General features: G+C 59.6%; 15 protein-coding genes and 1 tRNA gene. 3 read left to right on the forward strand and 13 right to left on the reverse strand.

All coding sequences use genetic code 11. The annotated features are described in order from the left end of the window. Positions 1 to 105 precede the first annotated feature (105 nt). Both betA and betB read left to right on the forward strand, forming a co-directional pair. A complete protein-coding gene (gene betA, locus ABFT80_RS20955; RefSeq protein ID WP_347973901.1) occupies positions 106 to 1,758 on the forward strand; it encodes a choline dehydrogenase in 1,653 nt (550 codons plus the stop codon). Positions 1,759 to 1,793: 35 nt separating this feature from the next. Then, positions 1,794 to 3,257: a betaine-aldehyde dehydrogenase gene (betB, locus tag ABFT80_RS20960; protein ID WP_347973902.1), complete on the forward strand. Its 1,464-nt coding sequence runs from the start codon at positions 1,794 to 1,796 to the stop codon at positions 3,255 to 3,257. A 59-nt stretch (positions 3,258 to 3,316) separates the two neighbouring features. Here the strand turns inward: betB and ABFT80_RS20965 are convergent, their stop codons facing one another. Further along, positions 3,317 to 5,560: a mannose-1-phosphate guanylyltransferase/mannose-6-phosphate isomerase gene (locus ABFT80_RS20965; protein ID WP_347973903.1), complete on the reverse strand. Its 2,244-nt coding sequence runs from the start codon at positions 5,558 to 5,560 to the stop codon at positions 3,317 to 3,319. Positions 5,561 to 5,572: 12 nt separating this feature from the next. Beyond that, positions 5,573 to 7,093, reverse strand: coding sequence for a phosphomannomutase/phosphoglucomutase (locus ABFT80_RS20970; protein ID WP_347973904.1), 1,521 nt, complete (start codon positions 7,091 to 7,093; stop codon positions 5,573 to 5,575). A 201-nt stretch (positions 7,094 to 7,294) separates the two neighbouring features. Between ABFT80_RS20970 and ABFT80_RS20975 the strand changes: the two genes are divergently transcribed. Then, positions 7,295 to 7,371: transfer RNA gene (locus ABFT80_RS20975), tRNA-Pro, on the forward strand. Positions 7,372 to 7,463: 92 nt separating this feature from the next. Here the strand turns inward: ABFT80_RS20975 and ABFT80_RS20980 are convergent. From ABFT80_RS20980 to ABFT80_RS21030, 11 genes are all read right to left on the reverse strand, one after another. Continuing rightward, entirely contained in the window at positions 7,464 to 8,192 is a 729-nt protein-coding gene (locus ABFT80_RS20980) for a hypothetical protein (RefSeq protein ID WP_347973905.1), read from the reverse strand. 235 nt (positions 8,193 to 8,427) lie between these two features. Further along, positions 8,428 to 9,249 carry a hypothetical protein gene (locus tag ABFT80_RS20985; RefSeq protein WP_347973906.1) on the reverse strand — a complete coding sequence of 274 codons (822 nt, stop codon included), beginning with the start codon at positions 9,247 to 9,249 and terminating at the stop codon, positions 8,428 to 8,430. 43 nt (positions 9,250 to 9,292) lie between these two features. Further along, positions 9,293 to 9,727 (reverse strand): hypothetical protein, encoded by a 435-nt coding sequence (locus tag ABFT80_RS20990; protein WP_347973907.1) that lies wholly within the window; start codon positions 9,725 to 9,727, stop codon positions 9,293 to 9,295. A 44-nt stretch (positions 9,728 to 9,771) separates the two neighbouring features. Then, complete coding sequence (locus tag ABFT80_RS20995; RefSeq protein ID WP_347973908.1) at positions 9,772 to 10,206, reverse strand: hypothetical protein; 435 nt, start codon at positions 10,204 to 10,206, stop codon at positions 9,772 to 9,774. 203 nt (positions 10,207 to 10,409) lie between these two features. Continuing rightward, positions 10,410 to 11,057: a glutathione S-transferase family protein gene (locus tag ABFT80_RS21000; RefSeq protein WP_347973909.1), complete on the reverse strand. Its 648-nt coding sequence runs from the start codon at positions 11,055 to 11,057 to the stop codon at positions 10,410 to 10,412. Between the two features lie 72 nt (positions 11,058 to 11,129). Continuing rightward, positions 11,130 to 11,573 carry an SRPBCC family protein gene (locus ABFT80_RS21005; protein WP_347973910.1) on the reverse strand — a complete coding sequence of 148 codons (444 nt, stop codon included), beginning with the start codon at positions 11,571 to 11,573 and terminating at the stop codon, positions 11,130 to 11,132. 136 nt (positions 11,574 to 11,709) lie between these two features. Next, on the reverse strand, positions 11,710 to 12,705 hold the full coding sequence (locus ABFT80_RS21010; RefSeq protein WP_347973911.1) for a hypothetical protein: 996 nt from the start codon (positions 12,703 to 12,705) through the stop codon (positions 11,710 to 11,712). Between the two features lie 40 nt (positions 12,706 to 12,745). Then, the gene (locus tag ABFT80_RS21015) at positions 12,746 to 13,216 is read right to left on the reverse strand and encodes a hypothetical protein (protein ID WP_347973912.1); all 471 of its coding nucleotides are present in this window, start codon (positions 13,214 to 13,216) and stop codon (positions 12,746 to 12,748) included. Between the two features lie 80 nt (positions 13,217 to 13,296). Further along, a complete protein-coding gene (locus ABFT80_RS21020; RefSeq protein ID WP_347973913.1) occupies positions 13,297 to 14,919 on the reverse strand; it encodes an ABC transporter ATP-binding protein in 1,623 nt (540 codons plus the stop codon). Between the two features lies 1 nt (position 14,920). Further along, positions 14,921 to 16,042: an ABC transporter permease gene (locus ABFT80_RS21025; protein ID WP_347974060.1), complete on the reverse strand. Its 1,122-nt coding sequence runs from the start codon at positions 16,040 to 16,042 to the stop codon at positions 14,921 to 14,923. Positions 16,043 to 16,079: 37 nt separating this feature from the next. Continuing rightward, positions 16,080 to 17,003, reverse strand: coding sequence for an ABC transporter permease subunit (locus tag ABFT80_RS21030; RefSeq protein ID WP_347973914.1), 924 nt, complete (start codon positions 17,001 to 17,003; stop codon positions 16,080 to 16,082). Positions 17,004 to 17,039 lie beyond the last annotated feature (36 nt).

Raw genomic sequence — 17,039 nt, forward strand, 5'->3', positions numbered from 1 at the left:
ATGCGTCGAAACTGCTGTTCTCTCCCCTTGTGGGAGAGATGTCCGGCAGGACAGAGAGGGGTGCTGCGCCGACCCTCCAGATCCCCTTCAAGAACGGCCCCCACCATGCTTGAAGCCGATTTCGTCATCGTAGGTTCGGGCTCGGCGGGCTCGGCCATGGCTTACCGCCTGTCGGAAGACGGCAAGCACTCCGTCATCGTCATCGAATATGGCGGCACGGATTTCGGGCCGCTGATCCAGATGCCGTCCGCCCTGTCGATCCCCATGAACATGCGCCATTACGATTGGGGTTTTTCGAGCGAACCGGAACCGCATCTTGGCGGACGCGTGCTGGCCACGCCGCGCGGCAAGGTGATGGGCGGATCGTCCTCCATCAACGGCATGGTCTATGTGCGTGGCCATGCCCATGATTTCGACCATTGGTCGGACGCAGGCGCGCGCGGCTGGGCTTATGCGGACGTGCTGCCCTACTTCAAGCGCATGGAGCATTCGCATGGCGGACAGGCCGGCTGGCGCGGCACGGACGGGCCGCTGCATGTCCAGCGCGGACCACGCCTCAACCCGCTTTACGCGGCCTTTGCCGACGCTGGGAAACAGGCCGGTTTCGAGATCACCGAAGACTATAATGGCGAGAAGCAGGAAGGCTTCGGGCCGATGGAACAGACGATCCATATGGGTCGCCGCTGGTCTGCCGCCAATGCCTATCTGCGGCCTGCGCTGAAACGCAAAAACGTCAAACTCGTCAAAGGCTTCGCGCGGCGCGTGGTCATCGAGAATCAACGCGCCACCGGCGTCGAGATCGAAGTTCGCGGACAGATTCAAATCGTTAAGGCGAAACGTGAGGTGATCCTCGCTGCCTCTTCGATAAATTCACCGAAACTGCTGATGCTGTCCGGTATCGGCCCTGCGGACCATCTGCGCGCCAACGGCATCGAAATCGTTGCCGACCGGCCGGGCGTAGGACAGAATCTCCAGGACCATATGGAGCTTTATATCCAGCAGGAATCGATCCTGCCGATCACGCTCTACTCAGTGCTGAACCCGTTTTCGAAAGCGCTGATCGGCGCACGCTGGCTGCTCTTCAAAAGCGGGCTCGGTGCCACAAACCATTTCGAGGCGGCTGCGTTCCTACGCTCGAAAGCGGGCATCGACTATCCCGACATTCAATACCATTTCCTGCCCGCCGCCATCCGCTATGACGGCAAGGTGGCAGCAAAGAGCCATGGCTTTCAGGCGCATGTCGGGCCGATGCGCTCCAAGTCGCGCGGCTCGGTTTCGCTGCGCTCGAACGACCCTTGGGCCAATCCCGAAATCCGCTTCAACTACATGTCGCATCCCGACGACTGGGAAGACTTTCGCCACTGCATCCGCCTCACCCGCGAAATCTTCGGGCAGGCTGCTTTCGATCCCTATCGCGGCAAGGAGCTATCGCCGGGTGCGGACGTCCAGAGCGACGACCAGCTCGACGCCTTCATTCGCGAACATGCCGAGAGCGCCTACCATCCCTGCGGCACATGCAAAATGGGGCGCGCCGACGATCCAACGAGCGTTGTCGATCCCGAATGCCGCGTCATCGGCGTCGAGGGATTGCGGGTCGCGGATTCCTCGATTTTCCCGCGTATCACCAATGGCAATCTCAACGGCCCGTCGATCATGACCGGCGAGAAGGCATCGGACCATATTCTCGGCCGAACCCCGCTCAGCCCGTCCAATCAGGAGCCGTGGATCAATCCGCGCTGGCGCACCAGCGACCGGTGACTGTAGTATCTTTACAAAAATCAATGGAGCGCCGCATGAAGGCCCAACCAAAAGCCTCGCATTACATCAATGGCCGCTATGTGGACGACGAACAGGGCGCGCCGCTGGAGGTCATCTATCCGGCAACCGGCGAGACGATTGCGAAGCTGCATTCGGCGACGCCCAACATAGTCGAGCTCGCGGTCGAGGCGGCACGCGCCGCGCAGCCTGCCTGGGCAAGACTGAAGCCTGTCGAGCGCGGGCGCATTTTGCGCCGGGCAGCCGATCTGCTACGTGCAAAGAACGAAGAATTGTCGCGGCTGGAAACGCTGGACACCGGCAAAGCGCTTCAGGAAACGCGCGTTGCGGACGCAGCATCCGCCGCCGACGCACTCGAGTATTTCGCGGGTGCTATCGCCACCTTCAACGGCTCGTTCGTCGATCTCGGCGGGCCGTTCGCCTATACGCGCCGCGAAGCGCTCGGCGTCTGCGTCGGCATCGGTGCCTGGAACTATCCGATCCAGATCGCAGGCTGGAAATCTGCGCCCGCACTTGCAATGGGCAATGCGGTCGTTTTCAAACCATCCGAAAACACGCCGCTTTCAGCACTCGCCTTGGCTGAAATCTACACGGAGGCAGGCCTGCCTGACGGCTTGTTCAATGTCGTGCAGGGATATGGCGATGTGGGTGCGGCACTTGTCGAGCACGATGTCGTCGCCAAGGTTTCGGTGACCGGCTCCGTGCCGACCGGCCGCAAGGTGCTGTCGCTGGCAGGCTCCAAGATGAAGCACGCGACGATGGAGCTTGGCGGAAAATCGCCGTTGATCATCTTCGATGATGCCGATCTCGAAAACGCAATCGGCGGCGCGATGCTCGGCAATTTCTATTCGACAGGCCAGATCTGCTCGAACGGCACCCGCGTTTTTGTGCAAAAGGGCCTGCATGATCGCTTCGTAGAGCGACTGACCGAGCGCACCAAAACGATCCGCATCGGCGACCCGCTCGATCCCGAAACACAGATGGGGCCGCTGGTCAGCAAGGCGCAGCATGAGAAAGTCATGGCCTATATCGAAGCCGGAAAAGCCGACGGCGCGCATCTGCAATGCGGTGGCAACGTCCCTGCCCTGCAAGGTTTCGACGGCGGCTGCTTCATCGAGCCGACCGTGTTTACCGGCGTAACGGACGACATGCGCATCGCCCGCGAGGAAATCTTCGGCCCCGTCATGAGCGTGCTTTCATTCGAGCACGAGGATGAAGTAATCGAGCGCGCCAATTCGACCGAATTCGGCCTGGCCGCCGGCGTCTTCACCCGCGACCTCCCCCGCGCACACCGTGTCATCGCGGAACTGCAAGCCGGCACATGCTGGATCAACGCCTATAATCTGACCCCGGTGGAACTGCCCTTCGGCGGCTACAAACAATCCGGCATGGGCCGCGAAAACGCGCTTGAAGCGCTGGCGCATTATTCACAGGTGAAATCGGTTTATGTCGAGACGGGGGATGTGGACAGCCCGTATTGAGTTTGTCGAAGCACCTAGAACTCATGGTTTAAGTAGAAACGCTGGCGGGACAGCACCCCCTACCGAACCTCGGCACCTTCCGTCTTATCCAGATACTGCATCAGCGCCGTCACCAGATGGTAGAAAATACTCGCCGGGACTTCGCTGGCCAGCGACCTCCCCCGCTCGTCGATCGGGTCGATCCATAGGCCGGTGGGGGCGGCGTCGATGTGCCAGCGGAAGAGGCGTCCGACGCGGGCTTCGATTTCCGGTTTGAGGTCAGGCCCATCGGGACGATCGAGCGCGATTGCCGCCTTGATCGCTTCCGTCTGCGGCCAGCTACGCGAGATGCGATCCAGCGGCAGGCCCTGCCGCGAAACGGCACCATATGCCAATCCCGTCGCGCGGTTCAGCCCGTTGGCAATCGCCGACGCATAGAGTTTGCGGGCATAGGCGGTGAGATCCACCTGCCCGCTGCGATCCGCGAATTCGACCAGCAGCGACGCCCATTCGAAATGGTGGCCCGGCTCGGTCCAGCTTCCGCGCTCGCCGGCTTCCGGCTTCCAGTCGTCGTCGAAGAATTCGCCGAGCGTCCAGCTTTCCGGGTCGAAGAAATGGCTGCGAAACAGATCGATGATGCGGGCCGCGCGGCGCAGATAGGCACGGTCGCCGGTGGCACGGAACCACGCCAGAAACGCCTCCAGCAAATGCATATGCGGGTTCGAACGGCGCGAACCACCCGCCGCCGACGTTTCCAGAAAGCCGGTCATGCGGCTGTCTTCGAGATGCGCGTCGAGAAATGCGAATGTCTCTTCGCCGAGCTTCAGCGCATCCGGATTTCCGCACATATGCGCATGCGCCAGCGCAAGCAAAACGCAGGAATGATCGTAGGCATCTTCTGCCGCATCGAGCACGCCGCCATCGACGTTTAAAGTGCGAACCCAGCCGCCGCGTTCCGTCCGCCCGTTTTTGGCGATAAATTCGATGCCATGGGCGATCAACTCATCGGCGGGGCCATTCCAGCCGCGCGCCTTGGCAACGGCGAATGCATAGATTTGCCGCGCCTGCGTGCGCATGCGCTTCGGCTTGCTGAGCGACAGGCCATTGAAGCCGAGCGCCTCGTGAAAACCGCCGAGTTTCTCGTCAACGCCCGCCGTCGACCAGAGCGGCAGCGTCTCGTCGAACAGCCAATGATGCACACGGTTGCGCCACGCGCCGCTGGTCAGCACGCGATCATGCGAGGGCGTGAATTTCGTTTCCAGACGCCCGCTGCGCTCAAGCTGCTCGACGATTTTCTTGACGTTCTGGCTGTGGCTGACGGGCGCGACGAAAGTCGCATCTGGCGTCGAGACGATGGCGACGTCCTTCAGGCCGATGGCCGAAAGCAGCCTTCCCTCACTGCGGATATAGGAATTCTCGCAATCGATGGCGACGACATCGCCCATAATGACATTGCCCGCATCGTCAGACGGGCTGACGTCGAGCAGCGACTGCCATGAACCCAAATCGTTCCAGCGGAAGCTTGCAGGCACCATTGCGATGTCTGCCGCATGCTCCATCACCGCATAGTCGATCGAGTTCGACGGGATCTCCATGTAGAGTTCGAGCGGCATATAGAGGCCGGAAATATCCGACGAGGCGGCGGCGAATGCGGCCTCCGCCGTTTTCCAGATTTCCGGCTGGAATTTCTGAAAAGCGGCGCGCATGGCGCTCGCTTTGAACAGAAAGATGCCGGTGTTCCAGAAGAAATTCCCGGCTTTCAGATAGGATTCGGCGGTTTCCAGATTGGGCTTTTCGACAAAGCGCGAAACGGCGCTGACATCGTTGCCCTCGCCCGCAACCTCGATATAGCCATAGCCCGTTTCCGGCTGGCTGGGCTTGATGCCGAAGACGACCAGATGGCCTTCGCTCGCCGCCGGCACGCCGCGCTCCACCGTTTCCCAGAACTGGCGATCGGTGGAAATCTCGTGATCGGATGGCACGACCAGCACGATGCCGTCGCCGAATTGGGCCAGCGTTTGCAGGCTGGCAATCGCCACTGCCGCCGCTGTGTTGCGGCCCGCCGGTTCGAAAATCGCGGTGCCGCCTGCCAGATCGATCGAGGCTATATCGGAGCGTACGCGCTCGGCGTGACGCTCGGATGCAATGAGGAACACCGGCGTTTCGCCTTGGGCGCGCGCTTTCAGCCGCCGCAGCGTCTTGATGAGCATCGAGCCGTCGCCCGACAGATCGTGAAACTGCTTGGGATTGTCCTCGCGAGAAAGCGGCCAGAGACGCGAACCGACGCCCCCGCTCATGACGAAACTGACGATGCGCTCAGTCATTTCAACCACCACTCAGAACGTCTGGTTATAAGCGCCGACTTCGGGGCTTCGGCGCAGGAGTTCGTCTATCGCATTAAACATTTCGCGGCGGCGCTCGGCTGAAACCGGGCTTTCCACGACGACGACCATTTCAGGCTTGTTCGACGACGCGCGGATCAGCCCCCAGGTGCCGTCTTCCGAGACAATGCGCACCCCATTGACGGTGATAACGTCCGAAATGCCCTGCCCCGCGAATTGCGCGCCGTTCTTCTGCATCGCCTCGACATCTGCCGCCACGCGCTCGACGACGCCGTATTTCACCTCATCGTCGCAATGCGGCGACATGGTCGGCGTGCCGTAGGTCAAGGGCAGAGCGCGGTAGAGATCGGCCATCGATTTCTGCGGGTTGCGGTCGAGCATCTGGCAGACCGCAACAGCCGTCACCAGCCCGTCATCATAGCCCCGACCAATCGGCGGATTGAAGAAAAAATGGCCAGATTTCTCGAAGCCTGCAATCGCGCCGAGTTCCGCGACGCGGCGCTTGATGTAGGAATGGCCGGTTTTCCAGTAATCGGTCTTCGCGCCGTTGGCACGCAGCACTTCATCGGTCATGAACAGGCCGGTCGATTTCACATCGACCACGAAAGTCGAGCCCGGATGCAGCGCCGAAATATCGCGGGCGAGCATCACGCCGACCTTGTCGGCAAAAATCTCATTGCCTTCATTATCGACCACGCCGCAGCGGTCGCCATCGCCGTCGAAGCCGAGGCCGATATCGGCACCGGTTTCGAGCACCTTGTCGCGGATCGCGTGGAGCATTTCCATGTCTTCCGGGTTCGGATTGTAGCGTGGAAAACTGTGGTCGAGCTCGACATCAAGCGGAATGACCTCGCAGCCGATGCGCTCCAGCGCTTCCGGCGCAAATGCGCCGGCCGTGCCATTGCCGCAAGCGGCAACCACTTTCAGCTTGCGCGAAATCCTTTTGCCCGCAACCACATCGTCCAGATAGGTTTTGCGGAAATCGTCGATGAACTCGTATGACCCGCCACCGGAAAGATCGAAATCGCCTTCCAGCACGATTTTCTTCAAGGCCGACATTTCATCGGGGCCGAAGGTCAGCGGACGGGCCGCACCCATCTTCACGCCGGTCCAGCCATTCTCATTGTGCGAGGCCGTGACCATCGCAACCGACGGCGTATCGAGCGCGAATTGCGCGAAATAGGCCATAGGCGAAAGTGCAAGGCCCACATCCTTCACCCGCGCACCCGCAGCCAGAAGGCCGGAGATAAGCGCCAGCTTGATCGACATGGAGTAGCTACGGAAATCATGGCCGGTCACGATGTCCGGCCCGGCGCCCAGCCGCTGGATCAGCGTACCAAGCCCCATGCCCAGCGCCTGAACGCCCATCAAATTGAGTTCCGGTGCCTTATCCGAAGCCGGATGCCCGAACCACCAGCGCGCATCATATTCGCGAAATCCGGTAGGCTTTACCAACGCCCTCGTCTCGAAAGCGAATGTGTTTGGCGCAGCGTCTGCGACGGGTTTTGGAAACAAGGGCGGGACTCCGGGAACGTCTGAATTTTTGCGCAATATCGGCAATGCCTTACTTCACATTAAGCTTTGCCGCACGCCATTTGTCCAACGCCCATTCCGTTCAATGGCAGATCGACAAACGGCGTAAGTTTTGACGTCTCTTATCGCCCTTTGGCGCTTGCAGGAAGGGTGCGCGACAGCTATAAGCCCGCGGTCTGGTCGCGGAGTGTAGCGCAGCCTGGTAGCGCACCTGCTTCGGGAGCAGGGGGTCGCAGGTTCGAATCCTGCCACTCCGACCAGAAAATCCCGAACTTTGGAATAACAGAAAATCAGACCGTCTGTGCCGGACCCTGCCTCAAATGCCTCCGTACGCTGACGGGAAATGTCACGGCTAGCTTTCACTGCGTTGCGGCAGCAACTTATCCAAAAACCTTAGATCACTGGCGCGACCGCCTATATCGATGAGAATACCCGAAATCTCATCCTGCACGTCATGCAGCCAGACAGCGGCAAAGCCGCCATCATTGCCGGTGCTGGCAATAAACATCCGGTGAGCGTCCGGAGGTATATCTACCCACCGCGCGAAATGCGGTTTCTCTTGGATGTGCGGCAGGAGCCATTCAAAATTGTCGCCTCGCCCAGCATCATATTCGAGATCGCTCAGACGGGTGAAAGCATTTCCCGTTTCCAGATCACCGAACGCCAGACAGGCTGCATCAACGCCGAAATCCAAGGATGAATCGCGTGTTACCGGTGGTGTTCCGAGCACTTCCAGCCACAAGAGCGTGTTTGTGTGAGCCTCGAACTCAGATCCTTCGGGTCCGGATTCGAAAACCCAGACCCGGACACTGTCCACTTCCAGCCCAGTTGAAGCCCGCATGTGATAGTCGTGTCCGCCAGTGGGATCACCAACGAAGATTGCCCGGGAGGGTAAGGCAAGTTCACCCAAATCAGACCAAACAAAATCGCGTTCTGATGCAGCTTTGAGCCAGTCCTTGGCGTTGATAAACGAGGATGCATCAGGCCCTGGCTCGGACGACGTAGGAACTTTGGGCGGTGCAGGAAGCTGATCTGAAACGCCCGATGATGCAAAACCGAAAATTCTCTTGAGTATATTCAAGCCCAATCCTCAAAAATTAAACCAATACCCAGCAGACATTTGATGTCTGCTTTCAATGATTATCATCGAAAAGCCGCCAGACAGCAAACCGCCACCTCGTGCCATAACGGCTCGGTCAGTTCCCTTAGCTGATCTTATGAGCCACCCGACGCGGCGATGAAAACCGCCAATTGTGCATCGAAAGCGCGCTTGAAGGCGGGCCGCATCTCACCGAATACCGAAAGACAGTGGATAGCTACTCAAACCGGCAAAGCGGCGGGCGCGGCGTTCCCTTCTGCGTTGCGCTGTTGCCGACATACCAGCCGCCTCCCATCGCCATCATCCGCACCTCGAAGTGCATCCAGGCATTGGTGTTTTCGCTGCCGGTGCGCTCCTGGACAAGATTCATAAAATGGTAGCTGGGCGCGTCGTCCCGTCCGCAGACGACGTTGGTTGCGTCTGCGCGTATGAGGTCGTCAAACTCCCGGTCGCGCAGCGCTTGCGAGCGCTGGATCGCATCGATTTCCGGCACATCTGCGCAGTCGTCCGTCAGCACCTGGAAGCCGACCGGGGTGCTGAGCGGATCGTTTTTGTAGAAGGCCAGATCACCGCTGCGAAGGTTCTCGGCGAGAAAGCGCAGGTATTCCTGATTGGCCTTATCCGCATCCCAGCCGCGCGTTTCCTGGACACGCTCCATGAGCGTGGGTCCGTCTATGAAGCAGCCACGCTCTCCTGACTCGGCATAGGCGTCGATGCGGGAGGTCAGGGCCGTCACCTCCGGATCACCAAGACCGATTTCACTCCGCACCTCAGGCGGACGAATAGAGCAAAGGCTGGGTGGAAGCACGATCCAGTCGCCCGTGCGGACGGTGCCCGCCTCGCCATCTGCCTGTGCGGCCAGAGCATCGATTGCCTCCTCTGCAAAGCCGGCATTCCCGGCCAATGCGCGCGTCGCGGGTCCGATCGCGCAGCCCTGTGCCACGACGAAGTCCGCGAGCGCCTCGTTTGCAGCGGCTTTCGCACCGGGCGCGCCTGTCATCGACAGGCAGACGGCGGCGATGGAGATCAATACTCTCAAGATAAATCCTGCTGCTTTAAGCCGAACGACACACTTCATTCTCTTACTCGTATGGACGAAACGGTTGGTCGGCATCGGTTCCTTCATGCGACGGTTCGAGCAGACAATACATCTTGGAGTTGTAGATGGCCACTATTGGATAACATGTATCAGCAGCGCTCATGGCACCGGCGGAGCACTGCTGCAGGCCGATGAGAAAGTCCATCGCGTTGCATGTGTCGCCCTCGCACTCGGCTCGTGTGAACTGGGTGTAAGCTCCCGTCACGTAAAAGAGTGTAGGCTTGGCGTACCATCTCGGGTTGCCGACCGCATCCACAAGCAGCTCGTAGGCTTGGGCAACCTGCTCGCGTGTTCCGAACGCGTATTTTTGCGGCGACGTCTCATAGAAATCGAAGTCGGCTTTGTCGCTGATACAGTTCGGCGCCCAGCCGGAGGACGATGCCAGAATTGCGAGCAAAGCAATGGTCGAAAGCTGCATTGATGATTCCCGGTTGTCGTGAGGAGCGGGGCCGCATCGGTTTTCTATTCGAAAGGATGAAACGGATTGTCGGCGTGGAACTCTTCCAGCGAAGGCTCAAGAAGGCAGTAGGCCCGCGACTGATAGACTGCCGCGATGGGGGTGCAGGCCGTTCCATTGCTTCCGAGATCTACCGCGCATTGTTGCGCTCCGAATACGATATCCCTGCCTCGGCATTTGTCGCCGGCGCATTCCGCTTGCGTGAAATGCGAGAAATCCCTGGTCACGTAGAACACTGTCGGTTTTTCGTAATTGGCCGGGTCGCCGATTTCTTCCACCAGGGTTTTGTAGGCTTTTGAAACGTCTTCGCGCGCGCCGAATGCGTAGTTGGTCGGTGACGTGCTGTAGAAATCGAACTCTGACCGGTCGGTGATGCAACTTGGCGTCCAGCCGGCGGACGAGACCAGAGTGGTGAGCAGAGCGACGGCGGCAGGGTTCATGATCTGGGTGTCCGTTGTCAGTTCAGGTCGATGCGGGTGCTTTCACCATTGATCTGGATGTTGTCGATCGCTTCCCGCGACCTTATCTTTGAAATTCAGTTGGTTGAAGTCATATTCCTATACACGTAGCAGTGGCAACTATTCACCGACTTATGTCGTGCGGGGACGCGGACTAGCGGCTTCCAGTGTCCTGGCACCCAATCTCATGAGCCATCCGATGCGGCGGTGAACACAGCCAATTGCGCATCGAAAGCGCGCTTGAAGGCAGGCCGCGCCTCACCGCGGGTGACATAGGCGCAGAGGTTCGGATCCAGCAAACCCGAACCGTTCAATCTGCGCAGCACCATTACCATCAGAAGATCACCGGCGCTGAACGCACCGTCGAGCCAGTCGGCATCGCCCAACCTACGGGAAAGTTCACCGAGCCGGGTACGGATGCGATCCTCGACGATAGGCAGGCGCTCATCGTACCAGCTCTTGTCGCGTTCCACATACGAAGCCATTTCGCGCTCGACAATCGGCGGCTCCAGCGTGCTGAGCGCGGCAAACATCCACGTGATGGCGCGCATCCGGGCGTTCGCATCATCTGGCAGCAGGCCGCCATGGTGCTCCGCGATATGGAACACGATCGCCCCGGATTCGAACAGTGCGAGACCGCCTTCCTCATAGGTCGGGATCTGCCCGAAAGGATGAAGCGCTCGATGCGGAGATTCCTTCATCTCACTGAACGAAACGAGACGAACATCGTAAGGTTGGCCCACTTCTTCGAGCGCCCAACGAACGCGCATGTCGCGCGCCTGTCCCCTGCCGCGGTCGGGCGACCGTTCAAAGGCTGTGATGGTGGGTGTCATTGGAAAGCCTCCCGTGACGCGCCGACGCCCGGCCAAGCATGGCCGGGCAGCCGCACTTCTCATTCGCATGCCTTACTGGTTGATTTCCGGTTCGATGAGCCTTGCCAGGCTTCGCAGCGACTCCTGCCAACCGAGATAACAGGCCTCGGCCGGAATGACGTCCGGCACGCCTTCCTGCGTGATATTAATTTCAGTGCCGACCGATACTTTCTTCAGCGTAACGGTCACCTGCATCTCGCCGGGCAAATTGGGATCGTCGAACTTGTCCGTGTAGCGTACGCGTTCGCCCGGAATGAGTTCGAGATATTCGCCGCCGAACGCGTGGCTATTGCCCGTCGTGAAGTTGCGGAAGGACATTTTGAATGTACCGCCAACTTTCGCTTCCAGATGATGAACCGTGCAGGTGAAACCATTCGGCGGAAGCCATTTCGCGAGCGCATCCGCCTCGATGAATGCGCGATAGACTTTTTCCGGGCTGGTCGCCAGAACGCGGTGCAAGCGTATTGTGCTGGGCATCTCATCTCTCCTCGTGACTGAATTGCCGCTTTATGCTCCCCAAGGACGAACCGAGTTTCGCCAATCCGACACAAATTTTCAGACTTTTTTTGGAAATTGGAACGCTGTCGGATAAAAGCGCACGCGGAACAGGCACTTAGCGCTTTATCATCCAGACCATCGCCGTCTCGTATCCGGCATTCTGAAGGACCGAGATTTTTGAAGGCCACGCGGCGGGACAAACCACCAGAGCGGTTCTAACACCCCGGCCTGCAAATGCTGCCTCGGCCGCCCGGAGCAACGAGATCGCAGACCCTGCGCCATCCTGCATCTTTGCGGGGTTGGCATATTCGCTGTGGAAGTAGTCATCGATAACACCCGTTGCGGTGATGTCGTGCGCCGGTGGGAAATGCAGTCGGGATGCAGGCTGCGCGATCACATAACCCTCCAGAGCGTCCGGCGATCCAGCCACGAGCATGTCGCGGTCCTCCAAGGTCAGGCTTCGTTTCATCCAGTTCCTGAAACGGTCGTTCGCTTCTGCATGAGGGGTCCAGAACACATCCAACTGCGCAAGTATGGTTCTATTTTCCGCGCTTCGGCTGACAATCCCCTCGATGTCATCAACCGAGGCGGACCGCACATCGACAGGTCTTGGTGTATTTTCGAGTCCAGACTTGGCAAGATAGAGCGTCAGCGGTTCATATCCCCGCTCCTCGAAACACGAGCGCCAGTCATCGCCGTGTATGAACGAGGCCAACAAAAGCTCTGCCCCCGCTCCCCGAAGATCGGCTTCGGCAGCGTCCACAAGCGCCTCGATCGTGCCGGGCGGCGCGTCCTGAACCACAAAACACTCCGGCATCAATAAGCCGGGCTCTCCCCATTCGCCCGCATAGATGGGCGGGACCGGCAAGAGCGCGGAATGGATGATGCCAACGATCCTGTCATCCGCCTCGGCAATGAGCCACTTTTGCCTGAATGGCTGCTTTTGCGCCGTCAGGGCGAATTTTACAGCCTCTTCCACTTTCTGCTGTGCATCATCGGCGAGCGCCCAAAGTAGCGGGTCGTAAGTCTGCCTGTTCCGAGCATCCTGCATCAAAAGCTCAACGATCGGAGACAGGTCAGCAAGCGTGGCGGCTCGGATTTCAGCAGGCATCTCGTCCTCTCCCGTTATGCAGGCCAGCAACTGATTACCCTCACAAAGTTATCCCGGCAAAGCGAATGGCGATCCATCCAACCAAAGCGCGCATCGCCAATGTGATAATGGCGGCTGCGAGGCCGATGAACGGGGCGAACACAAACAACCCGCCCAAAATGGGAAGAGAAAGAACGCAAGGGACCAGGAACGCAATCAGTGCACTGGTGCCATAACCGATGGTCCCGCTTTTCGCGACGATCCAACCCATAATCAATCCAGCCACCAGAGCGAACGGCACGCCCACAATGAGGGTCAAGCCTAGCGCTGCTTGAAAGTTGCGCAGCGCATTGGCAAAAGTTGGGGTTCTTCCTGTAACGATGTCCAGAAAAGCTTCTACAAGAGGTATCGCAAGTGCTCCGAGCAGCGGTCCGGCAACGGCTGCAATCGTCAATACGACAAGCCCGCGACGCCAGAAGGGAAACAGGGAGCCACGTTCGCTCTGGATGTCGTTAGTCTGCGGTCCCTTCAATGACATGTTCCTTTTGGCGTCGAACCGGATCTTCTACCAATAACAAGAACATGCGCCGGGTGAAAATTTCTCCCGGCCCATCACACGGCCAAGCGGAACTTAGTCGCGTCGATTGCTGCGGCCATCAGGGCTTGCGTGTAGGCCTCGCGCGGGTTGTCGAAGATTTCTTCGGTCGGCCCCTCCTCGACGATCTTTCCCTGCTTCATGACGATGATGTAGTCGGCCATGGCGCGTACGACCGCGAGGTCATGGCTGATGAACAGATAGGACAGGTCGTGATCGGCTTGCAGTTTGCGCAGGAGTTCGACGATCTGCTTTTGCACGGAACGGTCGAGCGCCGAGGTCGGCTCGTCCAGCACGACGAGCTTCGGCTTCAGGATCATCGTGCGAGCAATGGCGATGCGCTGGCGCTGGCCGCCGGAGAATTCATGCGCGTAGCGATTGCGCATGACCGGATCGAGGCCGACTTCTTTCAGCGCTTCGATGGCGCGCTTGTCGCGTTCCCTGGATGAAAGATGCGGTTCGTGCACCAGCAGGCCCTCCGTCACCACCTGACCGATGGTCATGCGCGGCGAGAGCGAGCCGAAGGGGTCCTGAAAAACGAGCTGCAATTCGCGGCGCAGCGGGCGCATGCCCTGCTTGTCGATTTTCGAGATTTCCTTCATGCCGAAACGGATGATGCCTTCGCTGTGCATAAGACGCAGCAGTGCACGCCCCAGCGTCGATTTTCCAGACCCGGATTCACCGACGATGCCGATGGTCTGGCCTTGCCGAAGGGCAATCGAAATGCGGTCCACCGCACGCAGAACCATCGGCTTTCCTGCCAGAAAACCGCCGCCGATATTGAAGCTCACCTCGACATTGCGGCCTTCCAACAGGATCGGCGCATTGTCGTGCGGCGGCGCCTTTCGCCCGGTCGGCTCGGCTGCCAGAAGCATCTTCGTATAAGCGTGCTGCGGGCTGGAAAACAGCGTCTCGGTGACGCCCTCCTCCACCACCTCGCCGGAGCGCATGACATAGACGCGGTCGGCGAACCGCCGGACGATGCCGAGATCATGCGTGATGAAGACGATAGCCATGCCGAGCTTGCGCTGGAGGTCGGCAAGCAGGGTGAGGATTTGCGCCTGAATAGTTACGTCGAGCGCCGTCGTCGGCTCATCCGCGATCAGAATATCGGGATCGTTGGCGAGCGCCATGCCGATCATCACTCGTTGGCGCTGCCCGCCGGAAAGCTCGTGCGGATAGGAATCGATGCGCCTTTCCGGGTCTGGAATGCCGACGAGTTTCAGGAGTTCCAGCACGCGCGGCCGCGCCTGCGCACGGCTCATTCCCTTGTGGTACATCAACGGTTCGGCCATCTGGCGGCCGATCTTGTAGAGCGGATCGAGCGAGGTCATCGGCTCCTGGAAGATCATGGTGATCTTTGCGCCGCGCACCTTGTTCAGGCTGCGTTCGGGCATGCCGATAAGCTCCTGATCGCGGTATCGCGCCGAGCCTTTCGCCCGGCCGTTGGAGGCCAAAAGCCCCATCATCGCCATCGTGGTCTGGCTTTTGCCGGAACCGGATTCGCCGACGATCGCAACGGTTTCGCCCGGTCGCACGTCGAGGTCGATGCCTTTGACCGCATCCACCATGCCGTCATTGGTGCGGAACGAAACTTCGAGGTTCCGCACGCTCAGGATCGGTGCTTCGGTTTCATCCATGTCAGCGGTCCTTCGGGTCGAGCGCGTCGCGCAGGCCGTCGCCCAGGAAATTCAGGGCAAACAGGATGGCCGTCAACGTCACGGCGGGATAGATCAACAGCCACGTCGCGCCACGCAGATTGGAAGCGCCTTCGGCAATCAGCAGGCCGAGGCTGGTCAGCGGCTCTTGTACACCGAGGCCAAGGAACGACAGCAGGCTTTCGAGCAGGATCGCCTTTGGCACCAAAAGCGTGACATAAACGACCACCGGCCCCAGCGTATTGGGAATGACGTGGCGTTTGAGAATTCCCACCGTATCGACGCCCAGCGCTTCCGCCGCCTGCACATATTCCTGCCGTTTGATGGTCAGCGTCTGCCCGCGCACGATGCGCGCCATATCGAGCCATTCCGTACAGCCGATGGCAATGAAGATGAGAACGAAATTCCTCCCGAAAAACACCACCAGAAGGATGACAAAAAAGATGAAGGGCAGCGAATATAAAATATCGACGACGCGCATCATGACATTGTCGGCGCGGCCTCCGAGATAGCCGGCAATCGCGCCGTAGCTGACGCCGAGCAGCAGCGACATTGCGGACGCCAGAACGCCGATTGCCAGCGATATGCGAATGCCGATCAGGATGCGGGTCAGCAAATCGCGGCCGTTGGAATCCGTCCCGGCAAGGAAGCGGACGCGGTTGACATCGGCGGCCATGATGCCGCTTTTGCCATCTGCGCTCAAATCCTCGATGCGCGAATTCTGGAACAGATCCGAGCGATCCACATAGCGCGTGATGCGCGGATCGAGCGCCTCGTCATCGGAAATCGGGACGCGCACGGTCGAGCCGTCCACCTCGATTTCGCCGAGTTGCACCCGCGCGCGGCTGACCGCGCTTTCGAAGGCCGGAACGATGGCGTCTTCCTTGGGATAGGCCTCAAGGCTTGCCGGAACGCGCACATATTGCGGATAGATGCGGTCGTAGGGATGCGGCGAGACGATAGGCCCGACGATGCTTGCGAGCGCCAGTAGTAACAGCACCGCCGCACTTGCCACGGCAGCCTTATTGCGGCGCAACCGCAGCCACGCATCCTGCCATTGCGAGCGGCCAGCCACCGTGCCGGTGAACATTTCGCCGGACGGCATAGATGGGTCGGGGTGAGCGACGGAGATGGTGCGTTCCTCAGTCATAGCGAACCCTCGGATCGAGCAGGGCGTAGAGAATATCGACCAGCAGGTTGAAGACAACGACGAAGACGGCGATCACAACGACCGTGCCCATGACCAGCGTGTAATCGCGGCCAAGCGCGCCCTGCACGAAATAGCGGCCGATGCCGGGTATGCCGAAAATCGTTTCGACGACAATCGAGCCGGTCAAAAGGGTCGCGGCGGTCGGTCCGAGATAGGAGACGACCGGCAAAATGGCGGCGCGCAATGTGTGGACCACCAACACCACGCGTGCAGGAAGGCCGTAGGCGCGCGCCGTTCGAACATGGTTGGAGCGCAGCGCCTCGATGGTCGCGCCGCGCGTCAATCTGGCGATAACGGCGATTTGCGGCAGCGCCAGCGTCGCGACCGGCAGGATCATGTTTCGCCACGAACCGTCGCCCCAGCCGCCTGCGGGCAGCCAGCCCAGCATGACGCCGAAAACGAGGCTGAGCAGTGGTGCGATAACGAAAGTCGGGATCGTGATGCCGAATGTCGCCGTGCCGACGACGACGTAATCGGCCCAGGTGTTCTGCTTCAATGCCGCGATTGCGCCCAGAAAGCTGCCGACGAACAGGGCCAGCAATATCGCGAAACCGCCGATCTGGATCGATACCGGAAGGCCCGTCTTGAACAAATCCATGACCGTGAAATCGCGCCGCGTGAAGCTCGGGCCGAGATCGCCATGCAGCAGATTCCACAGATACAGCAGATATTGCTGCCACAGCGGCTTATCCATGTTGAAAGCACGCTTGAGGTTTTCGATGATCAGCGGGTCGATGGGCCGTTCGAGATCGAAGGGGCCGCCCGGCGCCAGCCGGATCATGAAGAAGGCGATGGTCACGATGATGAACAGCGTGGGCACCGCACCGGCAAAACGACGCAGCACATAAAGCAGCATGGATTATCTCCGCAAACCGTCGAACGTCACAGCGTT

This window comes from Foliimonas ilicis (genome assembly GCF_039939195.1).
Classification (GTDB): Bacteria; Pseudomonadota; Alphaproteobacteria; order Rhizobiales; family Rhizobiaceae; genus Foliimonas; species Foliimonas ilicis.

Excerpts from the sequence above, each read along its gene's own strand:
- betA (WP_347973901.1), top strand. The coding sequence starts at position 106 with ATGCTTGAAGCCGATTTCGTCATCGTAGGTTCGGGCTCGGCGGGCTCG.
- betB (WP_347973902.1), top strand. The coding sequence starts at position 1,794 with ATGAAGGCCCAACCAAAAGCCTCGCATTACATCAATGGCCGCTATGTG.
- ABFT80_RS20965 (WP_347973903.1), bottom strand. The coding sequence starts at position 5,560 with ATGACTGAGCGCATCGTCAGTTTCGTCATGAGCGGGGGCGTCGGTTCG.
- ABFT80_RS20990 (WP_347973907.1), bottom strand. The coding sequence starts at position 9,727 with ATGCAGCTTTCGACCATTGCTTTGCTCGCAATTCTGGCATCGTCCTCC.
- ABFT80_RS20995 (WP_347973908.1), bottom strand. The coding sequence starts at position 10,206 with ATGAACCCTGCCGCCGTCGCTCTGCTCACCACTCTGGTCTCGTCCGCC.
- ABFT80_RS21000 (WP_347973909.1), bottom strand. The coding sequence starts at position 11,057 with ATGACACCCACCATCACAGCCTTTGAACGGTCGCCCGACCGCGGCAGG.
- ABFT80_RS21005 (WP_347973910.1), bottom strand. The coding sequence starts at position 11,573 with ATGCCCAGCACAATACGCTTGCACCGCGTTCTGGCGACCAGCCCGGAA.
- ABFT80_RS21010 (WP_347973911.1), bottom strand. The coding sequence starts at position 12,705 with ATGCCTGCTGAAATCCGAGCCGCCACGCTTGCTGACCTGTCTCCGATC.
- ABFT80_RS21020 (WP_347973913.1), bottom strand. The coding sequence starts at position 14,919 with ATGGATGAAACCGAAGCACCGATCCTGAGCGTGCGGAACCTCGAAGTT.
- ABFT80_RS21025 (WP_347974060.1), bottom strand. The coding sequence starts at position 16,042 with ATGCCGTCCGGCGAAATGTTCACCGGCACGGTGGCTGGCCGCTCGCAA.
- ABFT80_RS21030 (WP_347973914.1), bottom strand. The coding sequence starts at position 17,003 with ATGCTGCTTTATGTGCTGCGTCGTTTTGCCGGTGCGGTGCCCACGCTG.